This is a genomic window from [Clostridium] cellulosi (genome assembly GCF_036762875.1).
Taxonomy (GTDB): Bacteria; Bacillota; Clostridia; order Oscillospirales; family Ethanoligenentaceae; genus Ruminiclostridium_D; species Ruminiclostridium_D cellulosi.
This window is the reverse complement of the sequence record NZ_JBAIZF010000026.1, coordinates 12,679-35,335: the sequence shown is the minus strand read 5'-3', so window position 1 is coordinate 35,335 and position 22,657 is coordinate 12,679. Positions and strand designations below refer to the sequence as shown.

At 44.4% G+C, this 22,657-nt stretch carries 23 protein-coding genes and 1 tRNA gene; 6 read left to right on the top strand and 18 right to left on the bottom strand.

Going from position 1 to position 22,657, the window contains the following annotated elements; translation table 11 throughout:
• The first annotated feature begins 129 nt into the window (after positions 1-129).
• Together V6C21_RS07960 and V6C21_RS07955 are read left to right on the top strand one after the other, a co-directional pair.
• Entirely contained in the window at positions 130-1,293 is a 1,164-nt protein-coding gene (locus tag V6C21_RS07960) for a site-2 protease family protein (protein ID WP_479268758.1), read from the top strand.
• A gap of 139 nt (positions 1,294-1,432) precedes the next feature.
• Entirely contained in the window at positions 1,433-2,548 is a 1,116-nt protein-coding gene (locus tag V6C21_RS07955; protein WP_479268757.1) for an HlyD family secretion protein, read from the top strand.
• 576 nt (positions 2,549-3,124) lie between these two features.
• Here the strand turns inward: V6C21_RS07955 and V6C21_RS07950 are convergent.
• From V6C21_RS07950 to V6C21_RS07875, 16 genes are all read right to left on the bottom strand, one after another.
• A complete protein-coding gene (locus tag V6C21_RS07950; protein ID WP_034842669.1) occupies positions 3,125-3,331 on the bottom strand; it encodes a helix-turn-helix domain-containing protein in 207 nt (68 codons plus the stop codon).
• Between the two features lie 11 nt (positions 3,332-3,342).
• Positions 3,343-3,819 (bottom strand): DUF2975 domain-containing protein, encoded by a 477-nt coding sequence (locus V6C21_RS07945; protein ID WP_034842666.1) that lies wholly within the window; start codon positions 3,817-3,819, stop codon positions 3,343-3,345.
• Positions 3,820-4,197: 378 nt separating this feature from the next.
• A tRNA-Leu gene (locus tag V6C21_RS07940) sits at positions 4,198-4,282 on the bottom strand.
• 100 nt (positions 4,283-4,382) lie between these two features.
• Positions 4,383-5,666 carry a methionine gamma-lyase family protein gene (locus V6C21_RS07935; protein ID WP_479268756.1) on the bottom strand — a complete coding sequence of 428 codons (1,284 nt, stop codon included), beginning with the start codon at positions 5,664-5,666 and terminating at the stop codon, positions 4,383-4,385.
• 39 nt (positions 5,667-5,705) lie between these two features.
• Positions 5,706-6,467 (bottom strand): GNAT family N-acetyltransferase, encoded by a 762-nt coding sequence (locus tag V6C21_RS07930; protein WP_034842662.1) that lies wholly within the window; start codon positions 6,465-6,467, stop codon positions 5,706-5,708.
• Complete coding sequence (locus tag V6C21_RS07925) at positions 6,461-7,498, bottom strand: M42 family metallopeptidase (protein WP_479268755.1); 1,038 nt, start codon at positions 7,496-7,498, stop codon at positions 6,461-6,463. Before V6C21_RS07925 ends, V6C21_RS07930 begins: the two co-directional genes overlap by 7 nt.
• Positions 7,491-8,522 carry a zinc-binding metallopeptidase family protein gene (locus tag V6C21_RS07920; protein WP_479268754.1) on the bottom strand — a complete coding sequence of 344 codons (1,032 nt, stop codon included), beginning with the start codon at positions 8,520-8,522 and terminating at the stop codon, positions 7,491-7,493. The genes V6C21_RS07925 and V6C21_RS07920 overlap by 8 nt, the downstream gene beginning before the upstream one ends.
• A gap of 39 nt (positions 8,523-8,561) precedes the next feature.
• Positions 8,562-9,950, bottom strand: coding sequence for a UDP-N-acetylmuramoyl-L-alanine--D-glutamate ligase (gene murD / locus V6C21_RS07915; protein ID WP_045085766.1), 1,389 nt, complete (start codon positions 9,948-9,950; stop codon positions 8,562-8,564).
• A gap of 221 nt (positions 9,951-10,171) precedes the next feature.
• Entirely contained in the window at positions 10,172-11,101 is a 930-nt protein-coding gene (gene srtB, locus V6C21_RS07910; protein ID WP_051492574.1) for a class B sortase, read from the bottom strand.
• A gap of 44 nt (positions 11,102-11,145) precedes the next feature.
• Positions 11,146-12,402 carry a competence/damage-inducible protein A gene (locus V6C21_RS07905; RefSeq protein WP_479268753.1) on the bottom strand — a complete coding sequence of 419 codons (1,257 nt, stop codon included), beginning with the start codon at positions 12,400-12,402 and terminating at the stop codon, positions 11,146-11,148.
• Between the two features lie 12 nt (positions 12,403-12,414).
• Complete coding sequence (thiI, locus tag V6C21_RS07900) at positions 12,415-13,593, bottom strand: tRNA uracil 4-sulfurtransferase ThiI (RefSeq protein ID WP_034842650.1); 1,179 nt, start codon at positions 13,591-13,593, stop codon at positions 12,415-12,417.
• Position 13,594: 1 nt separating this feature from the next.
• Positions 13,595-14,755, bottom strand: coding sequence for a cysteine desulfurase family protein (locus V6C21_RS07895; protein WP_034842720.1), 1,161 nt, complete (start codon positions 14,753-14,755; stop codon positions 13,595-13,597).
• A 151-nt stretch (positions 14,756-14,906) separates the two neighbouring features.
• Complete coding sequence (locus V6C21_RS07890) at positions 14,907-15,527, bottom strand: ABC-2 transporter permease (RefSeq protein WP_479268752.1); 621 nt, start codon at positions 15,525-15,527, stop codon at positions 14,907-14,909.
• Positions 15,528-15,583: 56 nt separating this feature from the next.
• A complete protein-coding gene (locus tag V6C21_RS07885; protein WP_034842645.1) occupies positions 15,584-16,222 on the bottom strand; it encodes an ABC-2 transporter permease in 639 nt (212 codons plus the stop codon).
• Entirely contained in the window at positions 16,210-17,073 is an 864-nt protein-coding gene (locus V6C21_RS07880; protein WP_045085769.1) for an ABC transporter ATP-binding protein, read from the bottom strand. The genes V6C21_RS07885 and V6C21_RS07880 overlap by 13 nt, the downstream gene beginning before the upstream one ends.
• Entirely contained in the window at positions 17,066-17,452 is a 387-nt protein-coding gene (locus V6C21_RS07875) for a GntR family transcriptional regulator (RefSeq protein ID WP_045085770.1), read from the bottom strand. The genes V6C21_RS07880 and V6C21_RS07875 overlap by 8 nt, the downstream gene beginning before the upstream one ends.
• Before the next feature lie 342 nt (positions 17,453-17,794).
• Here V6C21_RS07875 and V6C21_RS07870 point away from each other — a divergent pair, with 342 nt between their 5' ends.
• From V6C21_RS07870 to V6C21_RS07855, 4 genes are all read left to right on the top strand, one after another.
• The gene (locus tag V6C21_RS07870; protein WP_034842636.1) at positions 17,795-18,472 is read left to right on the top strand and encodes an HAD hydrolase-like protein; all 678 of its coding nucleotides are present in this window, start codon (positions 17,795-17,797) and stop codon (positions 18,470-18,472) included.
• 150 nt (positions 18,473-18,622) lie between these two features.
• Positions 18,623-19,369, top strand: coding sequence for a DUF4190 domain-containing protein (locus V6C21_RS07865; RefSeq protein WP_051492573.1), 747 nt, complete (start codon positions 18,623-18,625; stop codon positions 19,367-19,369).
• 23 nt (positions 19,370-19,392) lie between these two features.
• A complete protein-coding gene (locus V6C21_RS07860) occupies positions 19,393-19,935 on the top strand; it encodes a DUF4190 domain-containing protein (protein WP_034842633.1) in 543 nt (180 codons plus the stop codon).
• A complete protein-coding gene (locus tag V6C21_RS07855) occupies positions 19,901-20,341 on the top strand; it encodes a DUF2752 domain-containing protein (protein WP_479268751.1) in 441 nt (146 codons plus the stop codon). Before V6C21_RS07860 ends, V6C21_RS07855 begins: the two co-directional genes overlap by 35 nt.
• Positions 20,342-20,380: 39 nt before the next feature.
• On the opposite strand, the gene V6C21_RS07850 is transcribed toward V6C21_RS07855, so the two are convergent.
• Together V6C21_RS07850 and V6C21_RS07845 are read right to left on the bottom strand one after the other, a co-directional pair.
• The gene (locus V6C21_RS07850) at positions 20,381-21,556 is read right to left on the bottom strand and encodes a Ger(x)C family spore germination protein (protein WP_479268750.1); all 1,176 of its coding nucleotides are present in this window, start codon (positions 21,554-21,556) and stop codon (positions 20,381-20,383) included.
• A complete protein-coding gene (locus V6C21_RS07845; RefSeq protein WP_479268749.1) occupies positions 21,549-22,655 on the bottom strand; it encodes a GerAB/ArcD/ProY family transporter in 1,107 nt (368 codons plus the stop codon). Before V6C21_RS07845 ends, V6C21_RS07850 begins: the two co-directional genes overlap by 8 nt.
• Positions 22,656-22,657: the final 2 nt, after the last annotated feature.

Below are 22,657 nucleotides of genomic sequence, written 5' to 3'. Positions count from 1 at the left end.
TAATTTGGTACTTTGTCGGCAATTTACGGAGAAAATCACGTTGAATTCTGCCACATATGGGTATGTATAGATAGCCTTATATTGTAGGCCATCTATACATTACTCACTGAAATGGAGTTAAAAGTTAAAATGGCATATATATACAAAAAATCATTTGAAGATTGCTTTAAAAAGGCAAGAATTGCAATATGTATTTTTTTATCTATCGTTTCATTGTTCGGGTTGTATCAGGTATATATTAATTATAAAACCTACCTTTTTTCAACAAACAACTATCTTTTTATTCAAGTATTCATTTTTCTGATTTCATTGGAAATACTATTTTATTTTTCTATATTTCTGCATGAATTAGGACACTACTTAGCAATAAAAAGAGCGGGCTATCAGATTAAAGCATTCGTTGCTGGGCCATTTGTTTTGATAAACAATGACGGCCATAAGCGACTGAGAATCAGACTTTATGGTGTACTTACGAAAAGCGGATTTGTTCTGCCGGCTTTCCGTAATAAAATTGTCGATCAAAAAAGCTGTGAAAAGTGCATCAGCGATTATATAAATTTTTTATATGGCGGGGCATATGCTACAGCCCTGTTAATCATTATTGGTACCCTTTTAATATTTTTTAAAAGCACCTGTGTGTGGGGCCTTGCGACAGTTATTATTAATTGTGTAATGTTAATTAATTTATTCAGAAATGATAAAAATGTACTCGGTGACATTCTCCTTGCCAATCTAATAAAAAAAGATAAGCGTGTATTCTGCATAGCTTTTCGTAACTCTTTTTGGGCCGAATTCCCAATAAACAGTTACATCGTTAGACTTTGTGAAGATTTTATTGAGGATAATCTATCAGCACATCAATATAACGAATCGGTTATAGCTATACTTGACAGCATGTTAATCTATAAAATTATAAATAAACAAGAACTAACAAAGAGTGAAGCTGAGTTTAAAAACTGGATTTTTAATGATTTAGTTTATACGAAGTGCGAAGATCAGTTTTTCCAGATTGAATTTATCAAGCTGGGTTATAAATTTTTGCTCCACGAGTATGCTTTAAAAAAGCAGTCGATGGGTGATTACAGCAGGTTTTCATATTTAATAACAGCAAATGTACTTTATAACAGCTCAAAGATGTTAAAAAATATTGACCGTAGCATAAAGGAACTGTTTTTGGAACATAAAAATTTTGACAAACGTTATCTGCGATATATTCATTCCTTCTCATCTGTCCTAGATGGCTGTGAAAACTGTCAGGCATTGATGAAAGAATTTATAAAAAGTATTAATTAGTTGGTTTTATTATCGCCATTCCCGTAAAGGTGCCGCTTTGACTTTCAATCGTTAGAATATTAATTATAGGAAACAAAATAATTTACGTCGTATAAAAATGTTTAGCGTAAATGTCGGCTTAGATAGGATGTGAAATAAGATGAAGTATTATAATCTCTCTGAGCTTCGTGACAGTCGCCTACTCTATGATAAAAATCCACCTAAGTTTATGTTTTACGTCATTGGTATTACGTTTCTTCTCGTAGCCGCGGTTGTTACTGCTTCCATATTTCTGCATAAACCATATGTTGTAAAGGCGAGTGGAATTATCACAAATGGTGAAAAATCTCATATAATTGCTAATATATCCGGGACAATAACAAAAGTAAATCTTAAGGAAGGCGCCTACGTAAAAAAAGGTGATCCCCTTATAGAATTTGACAACGTGCAGACAAAAACTCAGGTCCAGCAGGCAGATGATCTGATAAAATATTACAAGACACAGCTAAGTCTTTACGACAAATGCATCATGGAGCTTCAGAAAGGTAAAAACACCTTTAATAAAAAGGATCCTTCACAACTCCCTTTTTATAATACGATAGAACTTGCACGCACAAAAATGAAACAGTATGATGTTAGTGACGATGAATATAGAGCAATGGGTTACACTGATGACCAGATCAAAGCGCAGCAAAAACAGAATAATGCCCAAAAGAACAGTATTAAATTACAGACTATATCCGAACTTGAAACACAACGGTCACAAATTATGAATGAAATGAGTTCTGCGCAGACACAAAGGGATGGGTATGCAAGGTTACTTTCTTCCTATATACTTACGGCTCCTCAATCCGGAATTGTCCATCTTTCCATTCCTGTTAACAATGGTATGACCTTGCAGGCAGGTACTACCATTGGTACAATAGCAGGCGGTGAAAATGGTTCTCTTGAACTTGAAACATATATAGAAGCCCAGGACAGAGCTAAAATAAAAACAGGTGAAACTGTAGATATTGCTATTTCCGGAATTTCGCAAAGCGATTACGGCACACTGAAAGGGAAAATACAAAAAATTGATACGGACGCGACGGTCAATCAAGAAAAAGGAACTGTTACCTTTAAAGCAATAATAACACCAAAAACAACAACACTTACCGATAAGCATGGAGATAAAATAAACATAAAACCTGGCATGGTTGCAGAGGCACATATTCTATACGAAGATACAACTTGGTTTAATTGGGTTCTTGAACAAATCGGAATTAAATTTAGTTGAAAGATTTTATTTAACAAATATTATTTCAATATCGATTTGTTTTAACGGCGTTTTAAATTGGTTGTGTTAACAAATAAGGAACATCAGTCCCCAGATTTGTTAAATGTATTTATCTCCTGGATACCCATAATTCTGTTTATAATTACTACATTGTTCTTTTGTTTCGCTTTTATAAGTGATAAGTATAAACAGGCCTAGAAATATATCTAAAGATGAACCCGACAATTAACTTACAAAGAATGTGATGGTGATTTGATTAAAAAGAATAAAGCCGTTATTCTTTCATTTACCATAAGTATCAATCTTCCCTTTTATCCTAAAAAGGCTGCCGATTCCACCTGTTGCATTTGACCTATACTGCTTTGCTGTAATGATCATATCATTATTGTCCATAATAGTTTTAGCAATATGGGTGGTTAAGGAAGGTAAACTATAGGCAAATAGAAAATTACTATTATAAGGATTCAAGGGCGGCAATTGATCTATAAATAGGCAAAAAGCCAGTACAAAATAATTTTTGTACTGGTTTTTTTGTGGCGGTAGATAAACGCAGACATCACATGATAACCGTAAAGGTCAATCAGTATCTCTCCATTCCAAAATATCACCAGGCTGACAATTGAGCGCCTTACATATCTTATTCAGTGTTTCAATTTTGATAGCTTTTGCTTTCCCGTTCTTTAGAACAGACATATTTGCAAGTGTAATGCCAACACGTTCCGAAAGCTCAGTTACGCTCATTTTTCGTTTAGCAAGCATGACATCTATATTAAAAATAATCATAGCAAAGCCCCTTAAATAGTAAGCTCGTTTTCTTCACGCAGTTTTGTCGCTTTCATAACCATATTAGAAAGCGCCGCGAACAAAACTGATAAGTCCATTCCGGCAATAATAATTAGTAACGCAACCAGAATTACTGAAATATGATTCATATTTAACAGTAGAAAAATAATATTTCCTATAAGAACAAGTGCTGAATCAGTGGCCGCTAAGATTGAAATTAGCTTAAGACGTTTTGCGTTTTCGATACAGAATGAATGATCTCTTCCTATCTCTTTGACAACTTTCCATCCGCTCACAATGGCGATATAACAAGGAACAGCAGTGAGCCACAGGTAAAGAAGCCACGGCCAAAACCATGAGCGGAACTCCGGGTAGTCACTTATTATATCTTTTCCCAAAAATGGGAAAGCAAGAAAATAGATTACTGTAACGCAAATACCAGTTACAATAATGGCCAACTTTAGCCATACTGAAAGTTGGTGATTCATACCTAACGCCCCTTTTCGAATAATCTGCCATAATTATACCACGGTATTTCTGAAATTGCAATAATTTTTTATCGTATTACGATAATTATGTATTGTAAAATGGAAACTCCGAATCCGTCCTATCATTTAATGATAGGTTTAAATTTCGGTAACAGAAAATACCCAAAGACTTTAGAAAAAACAAAAATTGTCGAAATATAGTTTTAATTTAGCGAAAAGCCTCACGTTTATGCGTGAGGCTTTAAACTTATAAACATTTATTGCTCGTTATTTCATTGCTTCGGTAACAGGATGCGCTTCGCTTTTGAACACAGGTTCATACCCTGACCCATACATAAAAAGCGGACATCCCTCATTTCGTTCGGGACGTCCGCATTTTGGTGCGGGTAACAGGATTTGAACCTGCACGGATAAATCCACCAGATCCTAAGTCTGGCACGTCTGCCAATTCCGCCATACCCGCATATATGGAGCGGTTTTACCGCTCTTTTTTCTTTTGCGTTGAGCAAAATATATCATATCACACGGAAGAATAGATGTCAACGCGCGCTTTCAGGTATATATTACTTTAAAAATCCGCCGTCAGCAAGCGCCTGGGCAGCGCACATCACACCTGTCATACCGCTTTCAAAGGTAAGTCCGCCCTGCATCCAAACAGCATAGGGTTTTCGCAGCGGCGCGTCAGCGGACAGTTCAATTGAAGCGCCGAGTGTAAAAGCCCCCGCTGCCATGATAACCTTGCTGTCGTATCCCGGCATATCCCAGGGCTCAGGGGATACAAAGGAATCCACCGGCGAGCCGCTTTGTATCCCGCGGCAGAACGCGATAAGCGCCTGCGGATTTTTAAGCTCAATTGTTTCAACGATATCCGTTCTCGGCTCATTATAGCGGGGCGTCGCCTTAAAGCCCAGCAGTTCAAACAGCGCCGAAGCAAAAACTGCGGTTTTTAAGGCCTGTGCCGTAACATGCGGCGCAAAGAAAAAGCCCTTGAACATATTCCGGTTCTGGTTGAGTGTCGCACCGACCTCTCCGCCCGCTCCGGGAGCAGTAAGCCTATAGGAGGCAAGCTCCACAAGGTCCCGGCGGCCGGCAATATATCCGCCGGTTTCAGCTATCCCGCCGCCCGCGTTTTTGATAAGCGACCCGATGATAAGGTCAGCCCCCGCCTGAGTCGGCTCTTCCCGCTCTACAAACTCACCGTAGCAGTTGTCAACTACAATAGCCGTTTCAGGCGATACCGATTTGACCAAATCCGCTACTTCGCGGATTTTTGCTATGGTAAGCGACGGGCGCAGGCTGTATCCGCGTGAACGCTGGATATAAGCCATCTTAACGGGTGTGCCGTTCTTCAGTTGTTCAGACAGAGCCGCCTTAATACCCTCAATGTCAGGTTCGCCGTCTTTTAAATCCACCTGGCGGTATATAACGCCGTATTCCATGAGCGAGCCCATGCCTTTGCCTCTGAGCCCGATAACCTCGTCAAGCGTGTCGTAGGGTTTGCCCGTACAGGCCAGCATGATATCCCCCGGGCGCAGGACCCCGAAAAGTGCGGTCGTAATTGCGTGCGTCCCGGAAACAAAATTGTGCCTGACAAGGGCAGCCTCTGCCCCGAAGGCGTCCGCAAACACATTATCGAGCGTTTCCCTGCCCCTGTCGTCATACCCATAACCGGTTGAACCGGCAAAATGAGCTTCGCTGACTTTGTTTTTTGCGAACGCAGACAGCACCTTCATGCTGTTGAACCGCGCCGTCTTTTCTATCTCCTCAAATGGGGCGCTGCACAGGTTGAGGGCCACCTCGGCCGCGCTTTCTATTCGTTTGTCAAATTTAAAAAAGCTTTGTTCCATACATCCTCCATTTTGTCGTCAGAAGCGTTGTAAACGCTTTCATTTTATAATCAGTTCAGCGGTTTCAGCTGTTTTTCTGAAGCCGAGCCTTGCATAAAACGCTGTGATAGCAGGGCAACATTCCAAAACCGGGCACTTTTTGTCATCGGTCAGCTTTTTGCAGGCAAAACGCGTGATATCCGACGCAAAACCGCGGGACCTGTAATCTTCAACGGTGCCGATTCCGGACAAAAGGCCGGCCGTATCCGATTCCGCGCTGACAAGGCATGATGAAACCGGCTTATCGCCCACTTTTATTAAAAATGCCCTTGCGCAGCCGTGCCTTATGCGGTGGGATACGTCCGCATACCACGGCATGAAGTCGCCAATCTGAAATCCAACTTTGCACATGACCTCATAGACGTCATTAAGGTTAGGATTGCAGATTACTTCCCGTTCCGGCATTACAGCATCGGCTGCCTCAAACTCGAGAAAATCATATTTCTTCAGTTTCCCGCCGCTTTCAAGGCAGGCCTCAACGGCGGCGACAGCTTCAGCGGTGCCGAAAAGGCGCTGAAAATATGGGTTGAACCTTAAGAAAAATGCAATCTCATCGTAGTCGGTATCAGCGCTATTGCACAGAAAAAAGCTTCCCTCAAGCCTTGCAAGCAAGGTTGATTCATTCTGAACCCAAAGCCTGAAAAAATGCCGCTTCAGGCCATAGGCTTTCAGCAGGCCGCTCACCCGGACATTTAACTCCGGGCGGCGGTTTAAAATTGTCAGCGCTGTTTTCAGGTTTTCTTCGATTACACTTATCAGCATAACTCAGAGCCCGCTATACGGGTACAAAGCTCATACACGAGCTTAAACGTATTCTCCGCATCCTCATATTTTATAACGCAGGAGGGCGAATGTAGATAACGGCACGGCAGGGAAACTGCCAGCGTTTTTACACCGCCGCGGGACAAATGAATAGCGCCCGCGTCGTTTCCGCCCGCCACAGCGAGTTTTGCCTGGCATGGTATGCCCTTTTCCTTAGCGGTTTTAAATGCGAGGTCATAAAGTCCCCTGTCGTATACCGTGCTCCTATCCATGAATGATACGACAGGCCCGCGCCCTAAGAAGCATACTTTTTTGCCTTCCGGCACATCAGCGATATCCGACGCGGTAGTCGCCTCGACAACAATTGCCGCCTCGGGCGCCACAGAGAACGCCGCCGCTTTGGCTCCTCTGGTACCGACCTCTTCCTGCACGACAAATGTCACATCTATGTCGTACTTGAGCGGTTTTTTCAATATTTCGAGCAGGATAGCGCAGCCGATCCTGTCGTCAATCGCCTTTGCTTTGACAAAACCGTCGCCGAAATTTACAAACTCGGATTCAAATACCGCCCTATCTCCCGGTTTCACATACTTTTCGGCGTCCTCTTTGTCCTTCGCGCCTATATCTATCAAAAGGCTGTCAAAATCCGGCGCCGTTTTTCTCTCATCGGATTTCTGAAGATGAACGGCTTTTGTACCTATTACACCGATATGGCCGTTCACGTTGACGCGCCGCCCGAGGACTACTCTCGGGTCGATTCCACCGACGGAGGTAAACTTGAGCATGCCCTCGTCGCCTATCGAGGTTATAATCAGCCCAACTTCGTCCATATGGGCACTCAACAGCAATTTGATCTTTGGCGCCATCTCACCCTTCTTATGGACAATGATATTGCCCAGCGCGTCCACTTTGTAGGTGACGCCCTCAAGACCGGATATCTTATCTATTATATAGTCCGCCACGGGCTTTTCACAGCCGGAAACGCCCGGCAAAAGACAAAGTTCTTTAAAAGTAACAAACATCTCAGACATTCTTTCCGCCCCCAATCTGCTCGACTGCAGCCGCCATCAGGCGCGCAGTGTTCTCAACGTCACTGACGGCGATTGTCTCTACCGCAGTATGCATATAACGCAGGGGAACAGAAACAAGGCCTGTTGCGACTCCGCCGCGGCTTATCGAAACGGAGTCGGCGTTCGTACCCGTCTCCCCGCCCATAACTTCCGTCTGATACGGGATATTGTTTGCTTTTGCCGCTTCAAATAAAACCGATGTAACTTCACCCGACAGGACGGGGGAAATCCCTATCATCGGGCCTCTGCCGATTTTGCCGCATTTCTCTTTCGGGGCGTCCGGCGTATAGCCGAAGCTTACGTCGACCACAATGGCATGGGTCGGCGCCGCCGTATAGGAGGCTGTAACTGCGCCGCGGCAACCGAGTTCCTCGCTCAGCGTAAAGGCGGCGGTGAGCCCGCAGTCAACCTTTTCTGCGCATAATTCGAGGCAGCGCAGCACTGTCGCAACACCGGCGCGGTTGTCGAGCGCTTTTCCTGTAATCAAGCCGTTTATAAGCTCCGCCGGGGCCTGCCTTAATGTAATATAATCGCCGGGAGAAACCTTCTCGACAGCCTTGTCGTGGGTATAGCCTATATCTATCGCAAGCTCGTCGAGTTCCGGAACCTTTTTGTAATCATCATTTGAGGACAAATGAGGCGGGCGGCAGCAGAACACTCCGTAAACCGGCTCTTTTCCGAAAATCGTCACCTCGCTGCCGAGGAGAACGCGGATATCCGGCCCACCGACTTTTCCTATATGGACAAAGCCGTCGTCATCTATTGTCTGAACCACGAACCCTATTTCGTCCATATGCGCTTCAAGCAGGATATGGGGTCTGCCCTCTTTCGCCTTTTTAACCGGCGCTATGATATTGCCGAGAGGGTCGCGGAATGTGTCGGGCGCAAACCTCTTTACCGTATCAAAAACCACATTAGTCGCTGTTCCCGCCCCTGTGATACACGATGTTTCAGACAGCGAAAACAGTAATTTCTGCAAATCCATTTTATCACCTAAATTTATAGTGTTATTGTCAGCATCTGCTTATTTCAGCGAGTTTACAATATCCTTAAATACCTCTCCGCGGGTTTCAAAGTTTTTGAACATATCAAAGCTCGCGCAGGCCGGGGACAGCGTCACGATATCGCCCTTCTGCGATACCCTGCGGGCTATATTAACCGCTTCCTCAAGGCTTGCGGCGTGGATTATCTGCGGATTGCCCTCTCTATATTCCGGCGCCTTTTTGACGCTTTCCTCGATTTTCTTTGCAGTCGCGCCGATGAGTATCAGCGTCTTTACCTTTCTTACCACTGTCGGCCCCATCACGTCAAACGGAATTTTTTTATCATATCCGCCTGCAATCAATATAACCTTCTGGTTATACGCCTCGAGGCCCGCCATCGTGCGCGACGGCGTAGTCGCTATCGAATCGTTGTAGTACTTTACCCCGTCAAGCTCGCGGACAAACTCCCGGCGGTGCTCAACGCCCTTGAATGTGCGGGCGACTTCTTTCATGTTTTCAATATCGACAAGCCCCCAGACGGCGCTTATGGCCGCAAGGTAGTTCTCGACATTGTGCATGCCGTCGATAAATATGTCGCTTGTCTTCATAACCTCATAAACGCCGCTTTTGTCGGCATAGCAGAGCTTATCCCCGTCAAGGAAGCTGCCGAAATTCACTTTCTGCTTTCTGCTGAACATAAGGCAGGCGCCGCGGGTATCTGGCACCATGCTCCTCGTAATATCGTTGTCGAGGTTAAGCACCGCGCGCCCGAAAGCGTTCTGGTGCAGGATTATATTCTTTTTGGCGTTTATATATTCGTCCATGTCCTTGTGCATGTCGAGGTGGTTCGGGGACATATTTGTAATTACGGCTATATCGGGGCTTCTGCGCATTGATATAAGCTGGAAGCTCGAAAGCTCGACGACCGCGAAATCATCTTTCCCCATATTTTCAACCTCAGGCAGCAGCGCGCGGCCGATGTTGCCGCCAAGGAATACCTTATAGCCCTGTTTTTCGAGCATTTTTGAAATAATCGTCGTAGTGGTGGTTTTGCCGTCCGAGCCGGTCACAGCAATGATTTTGCATGGGCAAAGGTCAAAGAATACCTCCATTTCAGAGGTGACCACCGCTCCCCTTTCGCGGGCAGCGACAAGCTCCGGCAGGTAAAATTTCATGCCCGGGGTGCGGAAGATTATATCAGCGTCCAGGTCTTTGAGATAATCCTCCCCCAGGCAAAGTTTTACGCCGGCGGCCTCCAGCTCGTCGGCTGTCTTTCCGAGCTTTTCGCGGGTTCTCTTGTCGTGTGCGGTGACAATGGCGCCCTTTGCCGCAAAAATCTTAGCAATAGGGGTATTGCTGACGCCGATACCGAGCATTGAAATCCGGCGTCCTTTTATAGTTTCATAAAAAGTATTTAATCTGTCGTTCATTATAAAAGCTCCAATCCGCCGCCACCAAGCGGCTGTAAGTTAAATTTTGGGTCTCATTTTCCAATTAAGTATATAGACGCAGTGGCTGAATTTATACGCCGCTGACCTTTATATAAATTTAAGGCAACATAATTATACTTTACCAATAGGATTTTATCAACTGCAAAACAGCGTAAAAGACGCGTTTCCGGGCACAGCCGGAAACCCGCCTTGACTCGGTGCTATTTATTCTTTTTATACCAAATACTCGGGTAAACTACATTTTTGTTGGCCTCTGCCGGTTCGACTGAGGTGCTCTCGCCGTCCCTTACTTTGCGCGCCATTACAACCAGCCTTGCCCATTCGTTATCCGCTCTCGGGTAATCATAATTGCAGGTTGACAGTGTCAGCAGGTTGTCGCCGGGCTGGACGTCGACCTTTGTGTTTATAAACGACCTGCGGCGTATCTCTTTTATAAAAGCGTTAAACTCACTGTCGCTCCCGAGCTTCGGGTTAATATAATCTATCGAGCCTTCGTGGTCTGGGTTGCCAGTCGTGACGAATACGGCAAAAATCTTCCACTTATATCGCTCATAAAGCGTATCAAACTCGATAATCGGCGATGAATTATAGAACCCGACATAATCGTTGCCCCGGGCTTTGCAGTATTTTTCAAGCTCGCCGAACATCTGGCCGTCCTTCATGTTGTGGCCGTAGATAATCAAATCCTGGGACAGCGGCTTTATATTAAAGCGGAAGTCGAGAAAGATTGAACCGTGCCTTTCCTTTTTGCCGGTAAAGTCTGTCGTCAGATATTTTTCGTTTTTGGTGTCGGATTTGTCCTGCACGACGGGATAGTCGATATTCGTGCCCGGAATCGTTATCCAGCCGACGGTCTCTTTGTTTATATTGTATGAAGAAACAAGCTCAGGCAGTATGCCGTTGCTCTGGGATGCCCTGCTGCTGGGGACCGTGCTGCTGGCTGCTTTGTGCTGTTGTTGCAATTTCTGATTGAGATTTTTATTGGCGTTTATCTCATGATAATAGGAAATTATATAGCCGACGCTGACTAAAAAAACCACTGCAAATATAATAACCAGTATCTTTCTGATGACTTCGCCTGCGCTGTCGCCTTTCAGCGGGATTAAATTTTTAATACTGAATCGCCCCATTAAAATTCAACCCTCTTGCAGTTGCGTTTTTCGTCAGCGGTTGGTTATTCAATAGGCAAGCCGTCTATCAGCCTGCGGACCATATCGAGTGCATTCGAAGCGGCAAGATAGCGGATATGCTCGCGTTCGCCCTCGCTGCTGCCATGTCCAAGAATAAACCGTTTGGTATAACAGTGTTCACTGTCGCAGACAGATATATAGACAAGGCCGACTGGTTTTTTCGGTGTGCCTCCTCCCGGCCCTGCAATACCGGTTATGCCGACGCCGATATCCGCTCCCGAAAGTTCTCTTACCCCTTTCGACATTTGTTCTGCCGTCTGGCTGCTTACCGCACCGTATTCGGCAAGTGTTTCGTTCTTAACCCCGATAAGCTGGTGCTTTATCCTGTTCGCATAGGTGACGACGCCGCATTCAAAAACCTCTGAACTGCCGGGAATGTCGGTCAGCCGTTTTGCGACGTAACCGCCGGTGCAGGATTCCGCAAAGCTGACCTTCAGGTGCTTTTCCTGAAGTTTTCTGACGACAACCTCTTCAAGGCTGCTGACATTTTCACCATAAATGCTGTCGCCGAGCCTCTTTTTAACTTCCTCTACAAGCGGGCGGCACATCTCGAGGGCTTTTTCGGCATTGCCAGCCCTTGCCGTAACCCGCAGCAAAACCTCGCCCGATTTGGCGTAGGGAGCGAGGGTAGGATTGGCCCCCTGCATAAGGTCGCTGAGCATCTCTTGAACTTTGGATTCGGGTATGCCAAACTCCCTCAACGTGACCGATTTGATTACCCCGTCACAGTATTTTTCAAGATATGGCTTTGCGCGCTTTTCAAAAAGCGGCTTCATTTCACGCGGCGGGCCAGGCAGCATTATGACCGTTTTGCCGTCTTTTTCGACAATACAGCCGGGCGCAGTGCCCCAGTCGTTTTTAAGTACATAGCAGCCGTGGGGCAGCATTACCTGCTTTTTATTGACTTCGCTCATCACGCGGCCAGTTCTTTTGAAATACTCTTCGACACTTTTGAGCGCCTCATTGTCAAGTTCCAGCTCCAAGCCGAGGACTTCGGCTATTGTTTCCCTTGTGATATCGTCGTCGGTGGGCCCTAACCCGCCAGTTGTTATCAATATATCGCTGCGGGAAAGCGCCATCTCCACAGCTTCTTTGAGCCTGCCGGGATTGTCGCCCACAACGCTTTGGTGCAGCACGCAAAAACCCATAGCCGCCATTTCCCGCGCAAGATACTGCGCGTTCGTATTCACTATGTCGCCGAGAAGCAGTTCTGTTCCGACTGCCAGTATTTCAGTATTCATAGATACCCCCGCTTAATACTTTGGATAGATATCGACACGTTCGGTATTTGCAATCGCTTCCTCAACAAGCGGCTCAAAATCGAATTTGGACTCAGCTTTAAGTATATCGTTTAAACGCGGCTTTGTTTTGGGGTGCCGTGGGGTAAATACAGTGCAGCAGTCCTCATAGGGCTGGATAGATGTCTCGAATGTATTTATTTTCCTCGCTATCTTAATGATATCCTCTTTATCCATGGCTATCAGCGGGCGAAACACAGGGAGTTCGGCTGCCTTTTCGGTGCAGGAGATAGCCTCTATCGTCTGGCTTGCGACCTGGCCTATGCTTTCACCGGTTACAAGCACCTGACAGCCTTCTTTTATTGCGAGGCGGGACGCCACCTTCATCATAAGCCTGCGCATTATCAACGTAAACAGGTCCTCAGGGCAGTTTTTCCTGATTTCCTCCTGAATGCGCGTAAATGGCACGACGTCGCAGGTGATGTGGCCGCTGTATTCGGAAACAATCTTCAGCAGCTCCATGACCTTCAGCCGTGCCCGCTCGCTTGTATAAGGCGGGCTTTCAAAATGGATGGCGTTGAGCGTTACGCCCCTGCGGGCAAGCATATATGCCGCGACCGGGCTGTCTATGCCGCCCGAGATAAGTACGGCGGCTTTGCCGTTTGTACCTACCGGCATACCGCCTGCGCCCTGAATGGACGGGCCGTGAATATATGCCCCAAAATCGCGTATTTCGACCATTACCACGATATCGGGATTATGAACATCGACATGGAGATTGCTGAATTTTTCAAGAAGGTATGCGCCGACCTCGGCACAAATTTGAGGAGAATCAAGCGCAAACTTTTTATCCGAGCGCTTTGCAGTAACTTTAAAGCTGCTGGCGCTCAAAAGCTCATCCTCAAGATACTCGGCCGCAGCCTTCTTTATGACTTCCATATCCTTTTCGACGACAGCGGCGCGCGAAAAGGACGCTATGCCGAAAACCTTCTTTAGCCTTTCAGTAGCCTCTTCGATATCAAAATCTTCGCTCTCCGGCTCTATGAACATGGCTGATTGGGCGCGCGTCAGCGTATAGCGCCCGAGGCTCCTAAGGCGGCGTTTGATGTTGCCCGTCAGCCTTGACTCAAAAGTCGGCCGGTTCAGCCCTTTTAATACGATTTCACCGTTTTTTATGAGAATTACTTCACGCATATCATTTGCTCCTTGCAAGGCGTTCCGCGCCTTTTAAAATTTCGTCTGCCAAAGTTTCTACGTCTGAACGGGTGTTAAAGCGGCTGAAGCTGACTCTTATTGAAGAATCAATGATATCAGATGGGAGCCCCATCTCTGCAAGCACCCGGCTTCTTGCGCCTTTTGAACAGGCCGAGCCGCTTGAAACGTAAATCCCCTTTGATTCAAGATAATGGAGCATAATCTCCGACCGTATGCCCGGCACCGAGAAGTTGAGTATATGCGGGGCATACAGTTCTTCTTTCGAGGATTGTCCTGCACAGGTCGGGTTCAAAACAACCTGCGGCATTGCGGCAAGGCGCTCTATCAAATAGCCGCGCAGCTTAAACATATTCTCCCTTGTTTCGGCAAACTTCTTATAGGCGACCCTCGCCGCCTCGCCGAAACCGGCAATCGCAGGCACCGGCTCTGTGCCGGAACGGATACCCTTCTCCTGCCCGCCGCCGAAAATGACGGGAAGTATGCGCGCGCCGGTTCTTATATATAAAGCGCCCGCGCCTTTAGGGCCATGAATCTTGTGCGAGCTCATGGTCATCAGGTCAATCCCGAGCCTTGCCGGACGCAGCGGCACCTTCAAAAAGCCCTGTACTGCGTCGCAGTGCAACAGAGCAGGACTGCCCGCTCTTTTTATGGCTTTTTTAGCCGCTTCTACCGGCTGGATTGCGCCGGTTTCGTTGTTTACTATCATAATGCTGACAAGTATAGTCTCACTTGTAACAGCCTCATTTAGATCCTCAACTTTTATTGCTCCGTCCGGGGCAGGTTTTAAATATATCACCTCAAAGCCCTGTTTTTCAAGCTCTTTCATGGCGTTTAAAACAGACGGGTGCTCAATCGAGGTTGTTACAATCCTCTTCCCAAGCCGTTTCAAGGCGTTAGCCGCCCCGAATACGGCAAGGTTGTTCGCCTCCGTTCCGCCGGAGGTAAAGAATATCTCATTGGGCTTTACTGAAATGGCGTCAGCGATATTCTCGCGGGCCTCTTTTAATATCAATTCGGCGTCCACTCCCATTGAATGAAGCGAAGAGGGATTGCCGTAATGGTTTTGCATAGCGTCCAGCACTTTTTGCGCCGCCTCATCGCAGACGCGTGTAGTTGCTGAATTATCAAGGTAAATACTCATCGGGTTTCCTCTTTTTATAAAAAAATAATGCGGCATAACAGCTTTGTCTTTCAACAAAAAATCAACTTTCTGTTGAAAGCCGCTCATTTTATTATGCCACATTAAATTATACAGTATTGAGGAAACATATGCAAACGCGGGAAACGCTTTGCTAAATGTCCTTTTTTTCAAAAACCGCAAGGGATATGCAATATGAAATCACCATGATTATCGCCGAGATGATAAGCAGTATTACCGGTATCAATGGGCTTATCTCGAAGTCTGATACATGTCTCAATCTCTCGGTTAAAAATACTGCTGGAAATGCAAATCCGAGGAAAAGTGACAATAAAGCAAATATTCTGGATTTCATATACCCGAATTTGAAAAAAAACGGAGCCTGTATCGCGACAACAATAAACCAAAGCAATGCACTTTCCGAATCAATAAGGAGTATCTCACCGTTTCGCATTATCCGGGGATTGAAAATAAGCCCAAAACACGTATTTACAAAAAACGCGATAATAATTCCCAGTACGGCAAGAAGATAACGCCCGCGCACTATATCGGATTTTTTCTGAGGAACTGAAAGATAAAGCATGCTGCATTTGTCATAGGCATCGAATGGAAACTGCCAGAAAGACAGAAACAGAAAAAATGTAAAGAAAAAGGTCATAATTTCGCCTTCTGAGAATATCATCAAAAGTGCCAAACACATAAAAATAATAATTATATATTTCCAATTAGTCTTAGATGCTTTAAAATCCAGCAGCATTGATTTTACAACTCTCAAGTCATTACCCCCAATAGATGCCGCCAAGCGTTGCCTCTTCAAATCCTTACTGAAAATTAGCCCTCTCTTTTTTCAAAAACCGCAAGGGATATGCAATATGAAACAACTACAATTATCGCCGAGATAATAAGCAATATCACCGGAATAAGCGGGCTTTTTGCCATCTCCATGACACTGCTTATATCTTTACCGACAACCGCTTCTGGCAATGCAAAACCTATTAGGCCGGCAATAATCCCTAATGACAAAAAGGCAAATATTCTGGATCTCATATACCCGAATTTGAAGAAAATTGGGGCCTGTACCGAAATGAGTACCGCTATAAACAGGGTGCTCACCGAAGCAATCAGAAACATATCGCCGTTTTTCACCGACTGAGGGTCGCATATAAGTCCGATACACGCACTTAAAATAAATGCGAAAACAATCCCCAACACTGCGAGAAGATAACGCCCGAGAACTATATCCGACTTTTTCTGAGGAAGTGAAAGATAAAGCAAGCTGCATTTGTCATAAGCTGCGAACGGATATTGCCAAAGCGGCAGAAAAAGAAGAAAAATTACTAAAAAGAGTGCGTCAACGCTTTTTGACATGTTTATCACGAAAAGCCCAAGCACAAAGAGAACAAGAATTATATTCTTCCAATAAACCTTGCATGCTTTAAGGTCGAGCAGCATTGATTTTAAAGCGCCCATGGCCGTATCCCCAATCTATGATAGACTATAATATCATCAAGTGTTGCCTTTTCACAAACAACATCTCGCGGTAGTTTTGCAGCATTTTCGGATAAAACAAGGCCTTCAAACCCCATCCGATTCGTCCTACACCCTATTAGGATTTCCTTTACACTGTTAAAACTCTCAGGGCTGCCTTTTACAACACTGTATGTTTCAAGGACGCTGTCCTTATCCATACTGAAAATAAGTTTTCCGTCGTTGATGAAGGTTATATAATCCGCGACTTTCTCAAGGTCGGTCGTTATATGTGTAGAAAACAGCACACTCCTGTTGCCGCGGACAATATATTCCTGCAGAATGTCGAGCAGCTCGGTTCTGATAACTGGGTCGAGACCCGACGTCGGCTCATCAAGCAACAGCAGTTTTGTATCGTGGGACAGCGCCGCGGCGAGCATTAGCTTAGTTTTCATACCCTTTGAGAAATCCTCGATTTTACGGCCACGAGGCAAATCAAAATCGTCAATGTATCTTTCAAACTGTGTCTCGTCAAACTTCTTGTAGTACAGTGCCAGCGTCTTTTTTACATCATCTGTTTTCCAGTCATCAACAAACATGCACTCATCGGAAACATAGCCGATAAGCTCCTTTGCCTCAACCTCTCCCTTTACGCTATCATAACCGTTGATGTTAATTGCCCCTTTGTCTTTTTTCATCATGTTCATAATCAGTTTTATGGTTGTGGTTTTGCCGGAACCGTTTGGGCCTACAAGTCCCATGATATAGCCGGGCTGGAGTCTAAAGCTGATATTATTTAAGGTAAAGCCATCAAAGCATTTGGTCAATCCAGCCACATTGAGTATATCAGTCATCAATGCTCTCCCTTTCTATTAATATTTTCAACAAATTCTGAAGTTCAGCACCGTTAATCCCAACTGTTTTAGCATCCTTCACCGCCTCTTGGAGGTGGCCTTTTATCCTTTTTAAGTATTCTGCTTTTATTGCATTTGAATCCGATGCCGAGACAAAATAGCCCTTTCCCTGCATCGCTGTAACAAGGCCTTTGTTTTCAAGCTCATTGTATGCCCTCGTTGTAGTTATTACGCTCACCCTCAAATCCTTTGCAAGCTGCCTTATCGACGGGAGCGCATCGCCTTCTTTTAGCAGCCCTTTTGCGATGGATTCGGCGATTTGCGCGGCGATTTGCTCATAAATAGGCACGCCGGAACTGTTGGAAATTAGTATTCGCACGCTGTGCCCCCTTTCAAACATCTGTTGTCCATCTATGCACCCAAAAATGAGCCAATATGTTTTGAGTACCGAATATCCGTATTAGCATATCAGTTATTACTGTATATATACTTTATATACAGTAATAACATATGTTTTTAAAAAAATCAAGTTCCAAAACTCAAAAAATAGAAATTTTCCTTTATATTTTTTTTGAAATATTATATAATTAGAATAGGTAAAACATATGGGTTTATGTAATTACATAAGAAAACGCAAATTTCTGACAATATAATTTAAAACTTTCTAATAAAATTCAAATTAGTATGGTCTTACGGATATTCTATAAATGGGGAATTGTCTTTGAAGCGCTATAACTACATTCTTTTCGATCTTGACGGAACAATTCTTGACACAAAACCAGGAGTTCTCGGAAGTGTAAAAAAAGCTTTAAAAGAACTTTCTTTTCCGATTCCAAGTGACGAGCGGCTTGAGGGCTTCATGGGCCCACCGCTTGACAAAGGCTTTTCTGAAGTATGCGGCCTTGACGCTGAAACTACAAAAATAGCCACAAATATTTTCCGCCGTTATTATGAGAACGGAGAGATGTTCAACGCAAAGCCCTATGACGGCATACCAGAACTTTTAGCCGACCTGAAAGAAGCGGGCTGCCGCCTCTTCGTTGCAACGTCAAAGTATGAGCTTTTTGCACAGATTGTTATAAAGCATTTTGGTCTTGACCGCTATTTCGACGCCATTGCAGGGGCGCCGAAAAACATCAGCATTCCCTGGCTGAAAAAAGACTCCATTAATAAGGCACTTGAGGGAATCAGCGACGTAAACCGTGATAATACCATTATTGTCGGCGACAGAAAATATGATGCCGCTGGCGCAAAATCTGCCGGAATAAGTTCTGTTGGCGTTCTTTTTGGCTATGGTAAATTAGATGAGCTTGAGGCCAGCGGCTTTGACAAGATTGTCGAAGATATTGCCGCTCTGAGAAACTATTTATTGCCGGACATTGTCGGAAAAGAGCGATAATTATAAGTAAATTTTTGTCCACGCTGCAGCCTCCAGCTCTTGTAGGCTTGTTATCTGTAATTATTTATCGAAAACATTAAATTTCTCAGTTTAGCGTAATATTATTTATTATATTTGTCTATTATATTGACAATAGTTGGAGGAGTAGTAATGAAAATTTGTCCTAAGTGCGGCAAGCAGTGTGGAGACAATTATCTATTCTGCGATTCATGCGGCTGCAGGCTCGACCAAGAAAGCGCTGCCGAACAAACGAAAAACGATGGCAGCACTGAAAACTCAGCCCAAAGTCAAGCCAGCTTTACAAGCCCGGCGCAAAATCAAACAACCGCTTCTGCGGCGGCATCAACTCCGAATTCAAATGCCGCCGATTTTAACAATGCTTCGCAGCAACAATATAATCCATATTATGGCACCCAATCTCAAAGCCAGTACCATTCTTCCAATCCCGGTCAGTTCCAGGGAAACTACAATACAACCTATTCAAATCAAACTCAAGGACAATATACCAATCCTAATCCCTATCCCCAAAACCCATGGCAACCTAATGTCCGTGTTGAACCCAAAAATAATCCATTTGCAATTGCTTCCTTTGTTCTCGGCATTGTCGGCGTTGTTTTTATGTGCGCCTATTTTACCGGTGTAATACCGTCTATCCTGGCTATCGTTTTCGGCTGTGTCGGCCGTTCCAAAATCAAAGCTTCCGAAGGAAGGGAAAAAGGTCTGGGATTTACAACCGCAGGCATAACCCTTGGCATCGTCGCCCTTGTATTAATGGTTCTGCTAATTATTCTGACGGCGATAGGTATTATTACATTATCAGCAATGGGAAGCAGCTTCGACAAAATTTCGGATATCGACGATTTGCGCATACATAATTTGTGGTTAATTAAATTTTAATTGACAACAAAGGGGTTTTTCAAGTGAAACAGTGTCCAAAATGTAATTATGTCTGCGGAGACGATGATGTCGTCTGCAAAAACTGTGGTTATCTGTTCTCAAGCCAAAACAACGAACAGGCCCAGGGGGAAAATGCCCAGCCACAACAGCCCGGCTTCAACTCCCAGCCACAGCAGCCCAGCTTTAATGCCCAGCCAAGTTTTAACGCTCAACCACAGCCCGGTTTCGGTTCAAATTACAATCCGCCCGAGACAACGGACGGAAAATCCATCGTATCCTTCATTTTTGGTATTATCGCGCTCGTTACATCCTGCTGCGTAGTTGGCGGCATATTCGGTATTGTATCACTTATTCTCGGTATTATCTCAAATAAGAACGCACCGAAAACCGGCTCGTCCAAAACAAAGGGTTTTGCAATCGCCGGTATTGTCCTTTCCATCGTAGCTATCTTAATTTCAATCTATATGATAGTCAGCCTCGCGGCATTCGGTTTCGACAAATTCATTGATATAATCCAACACCCAGAAAGATATGAAGATTACACGTACAGGTACAAGATTAGCTGATTTTACCGACATCGCATTTTTATTGCTGTGTGCGGCACCGATAATCATTTCAGCATTCCTTTCAACAGACGGCACAACTAATACACTGCATATCTTCGGCTTTTCTGTCCCCATAAGGACCATCTGCTTTTTCCGGTTTTATACAGGTTACAGATGTCCTGTCTGCGGAATGACCCGTTGTTTTACATATATGACACACGGGGATATAGCTTCGGCGTGGAATATCAGCCAATCAGGCGCTGCGGTGTATTTCCTATGTATATACGAGATATTTTACCGGTTTGCGCGGCTTATATCAGCGAAGTTCAGAAAGCTTAAGGTATTCAGGATAATTGAAGCAGTATTGATTGTGATTGTCTGTTTCAGTGTTGTTTTTATGTTTATAATTCAGTTTTTTCTGCATTAAGAAAACCGCCGGTCTTATTATAAGGCCGGCGGTTTTTTGTTATGAGCTGGGTTTTGCAGAATGGGTCGGCTGATTGGTAAGACCTATATGATCTACATCCGACTGAACACTGATTCTAAATTGGATATTATTTAGGTTTTTGTCCCAGTCTTTGCCGATTTTTCGCCAAAGCTCCGGTTTATCCCGATATATTCTCTGCCCGAACCCGAAGATGTCGGCGCCGTAGTTATACAGCGCCTGCTGTATTGCCTTTTCAATCTCCGCCTTTACCTCTTTCGCCTGAATATCCCCAAGCTGGTCTAAGAAATCACTGTCGATAACATACCCTACATTAGAACTAAATTCTGTGATGTTAGTCTTATTTTTTACTGATATATTTATGATTGGCGCTTTCTCATCGCCGCCGACCGTTATCTTGCTTTGGCTGTCCACAATTTCGGTGGTAACCGTTCCGCCCTTAGGCAGCTTGCTTTGAATAGTGCCACCTCTGACGCGTCCAGTAATCCACATAAACCCTCTCGACTGCTCATGATCGAGAAAACCGGCAAGCTTGTTTTTGTGAATAACTGCTGTTCCGGACACCATAAGAGTATCCATTCCTGAGACATTCTCTATTGAGATTGCCGTAACCGCAGGGTCTACCATCCCGGAAGCGACACACTTAAGTACATCGAGTAGCTCGCTATTGGGAATCTTCGATGTTTCAATATACCTTTTCGCCATCTGCTCGATGTTGACAGCCGGAAGAATCTCATCATTTTCTTGAAAGGTTAGGATATCAGCGGCCTTCCCTTTAGCAATAAGAATCTTTTTTGTAGGTTCGATTTGATCGTTTCTTGACATAAAATCAAGGAGCTCCGCAAAATGATCTTTGCAAACCTCTTCCCCAAGGACAAAAGCGCGGATATTTGAGAATAATAATTTTCGCCCATTCTGTAAATTTGCATTTCTCACCGCTTCAAAAAGGGATGCGCCTGTGCTTTGGACAATCTTAATCTGCGGTTTGTTGTTTTTTTGATCTTCCTTACCGCTTCCCCCACTTTGCTGCATATCGTTTATCTGAAATGTTACACTATACGCGTTCTTTCCGTAATCAATGCCCATACCTTCTACTATTGACTCTTCTTTAAGTTCCTGGTACGGCATACAACCAGAAAAGCTGAGCGGTATTATGAGTGCAAATGCAAGCGCACAGATTCTTTTTAGATTAGGCATTTTTATTCGCATTTTGGAGCACCTTTCCCTTTACTGTGTCGATAATAAGAAGCGCAAGCGGAATGATAACGATAAATATAGTGTTTATCAAACTGTAATAGCCGCTCACCATTATGCTCTGCAAAATGGGGAAATCGCTTGAAAAATACAACGAACCTAATAAAACAATGACACCTGAAACAAATATCAAAAGGCGTCTGTGCTTATTAAGCCCGATTTTTAGCAAACATGCCACAGCAAGGTAAATATATAATGTCAGAGTCAAAATTATATTCAATACCCAAGCGATCATATCCAAGATATCCAGCCTTTCAAAAACACTTATCTGTGCAATTGATGCAAGCAGGCGTACTGGATAAATATCGCTTGCCCCATAAGCCCCGGTTACTGTAATTATCATCAGTTCCAAAATGAAGAATATAACCGTTGATAATATGTTCCATGCCGCAAAGGTTTTGAAGGGACTCTTTCCGGGGACAATGTTTGACATGAGTATACCAAGCGCAACAATCTGGATACTCATATTATAATTCATTATAACGCCACGCAGCATTATACCTGGTCCATTATAAAGAAGCGGCCTCAGCTCATTCCAGTCAATCCTTTGGATGAGACAGCTAACGATAAGGATAAATGTCAGAATATAAATTACCGCTACAACGCTGCCGAACCGAGCGATTGATTCTATCCCCTTCACCGCTCCATAAAGGCAAACAATAATCAGAAGTAATCCTGAAAAATACGCCTTCACTTCTGGGACAATTGTCGCCGTAAAGAAGTTTTCAAAATTCCCGGCAATTACAGTGGCGTTGAAAATAAAAAAGAGGGAGTACAAAATCGCCAGAAAGCTCCCGAACCCTCTGCCGGAAATATTTATTCCCCCTTCTATGATGTCATTCTGGGGATATCTCTTTAATAGTGAAAGTATTGGTATGGCGACAATAAAATTGAGGATGAAAGTGATTACCACCGAAATCAATAAATCCTGGAATGAGTTTTCCGCTTGGATTGCCGCTTGATACGAGCTTGAAAACATGATCCTTCCCACAAACAGCAACATCACGGCCTGATAAGCAGAAATATATGATTTTTTCTCCATCC